The organism is Virgibacillus sp. DJP39, from assembly GCF_049310925.1.
Classification (GTDB): domain Bacteria; phylum Bacillota; class Bacilli; order Bacillales; family Amphibacillaceae; genus Virgibacillus_F.
The window spans coordinates 1-1,300 of sequence record NZ_JBMERP010000183.1; the positions used below are offsets into that span (position 1 = coordinate 1).

Here is a 1,300-nt window from a genome sequence, read left to right on the forward strand (position 1 = left end):
CCAATGGTCAAATACGCTTTGAGCATCTATGAGTTCCAACCTTCTAAGGATTAATCGTTCGGTTTCTATTTTTGGTGTACCTGAAAAGTTTATCATTCTGTACCTTCCTTACCTATATTGTAATAATCCCTTTAATCCGATTCTCTTCTGTGACCACAAAAGAAATCTCTTATAGCAGAAAGTTTTTTAATTGAGGTTTGGTATAAGTTTGGCATTACAAACTCTCTCATAGAATTCTATTGGTCCTGCTTGTCCTATTATGGCGTACTCATATCCAACATCAGCCATTTCCTTTAGACTTCTATGTAACAGTTCTCTACCTACTGAATTTAACCTTTTACTATTTGAAGTTCCCATCGGACCAAGCAAACCCTTTTTATTTCTAACAATGTCAAAACAAGCAAACCCTATGATATCCTTATTACTCTCGGCAACAAAAATAGGTAAGTTATCCTTTGTCTGTAAATTATCTATATGTTCTAACCAACCTTTTCCGAATTCTTCTTTAATAAACTCTTTTAGATAGCAAAGGTCGGAATGATTCGCTCTTCTAATTGAATTTTGATAACTAATAACTGCGTTTGAATGATAACTTTTCAAATCAACAATCATATCTCTTGGAACACAGGCAATATAAACAATGCCTTCTATGATTTCTTGATTAAAAACCGCAGCCATATTTTCATCTATTTCAAAAATACTTTGAAGAATATGCCCTTCGTTTATCAATACTTGATTATAGGATTCCTTCTTTTCATTTGCTTTGTTAAAGACACTTACTGTTGTTTCTGATAATTTTAATTGATTGTAATAAATATATAGTGCTTCTTTACTTGATTCGCACTTGCTTTGGATTACATTTATAAAATCTGAGCCGAATTTTTTATGTAAATATAAATGAAGTTCTCCACATACACCAGTTGCCTTCTCACAAGCTGCAAGAAATAAATGAGATGGTAATATGACATTCTGGTCGCTATGTTGGGACGCTAATTCAATTATCCTTTTCATCCTATTAGTAAACTGGTATTCATACCTCTTCAAATGACTCTCCCCAATCAATATCAGTTCATTAATAGGTGATTACTCCACTACCTAGCTTCTTTAGTAAAACAACTGATGTTCGTTTTTTGTATATACGTATCCGTTTATTTAAAATGCTATTTACTAAATAATTTTAAGGATAATGTGTCCCCCTTGTGCCAAGGCGCCATTCCCGTCTGAGTATGTCCGTCAGTACTACAACACTATATTAATTTTAACATAAAATTCCAACTTAATTATTTTAAAAAGTAGACTA

The 1,300-nt window shown here is 32.5% G+C and carries 1 protein-coding gene; it reads right to left on the minus strand.

The window, feature by feature from the left end; all coding sequences use genetic code 11:
• Positions 1-186: 186 nt before the first annotated feature.
• The gene (locus tag ACOI1D_RS21665; RefSeq protein WP_422504273.1) at positions 187-1,044 is read right to left on the minus strand and encodes a GNAT family N-acetyltransferase; all 858 of its coding nucleotides are present in this window, start codon (positions 1,042-1,044) and stop codon (positions 187-189) included.
• Positions 1,045-1,300: the final 256 nt, after the last annotated feature.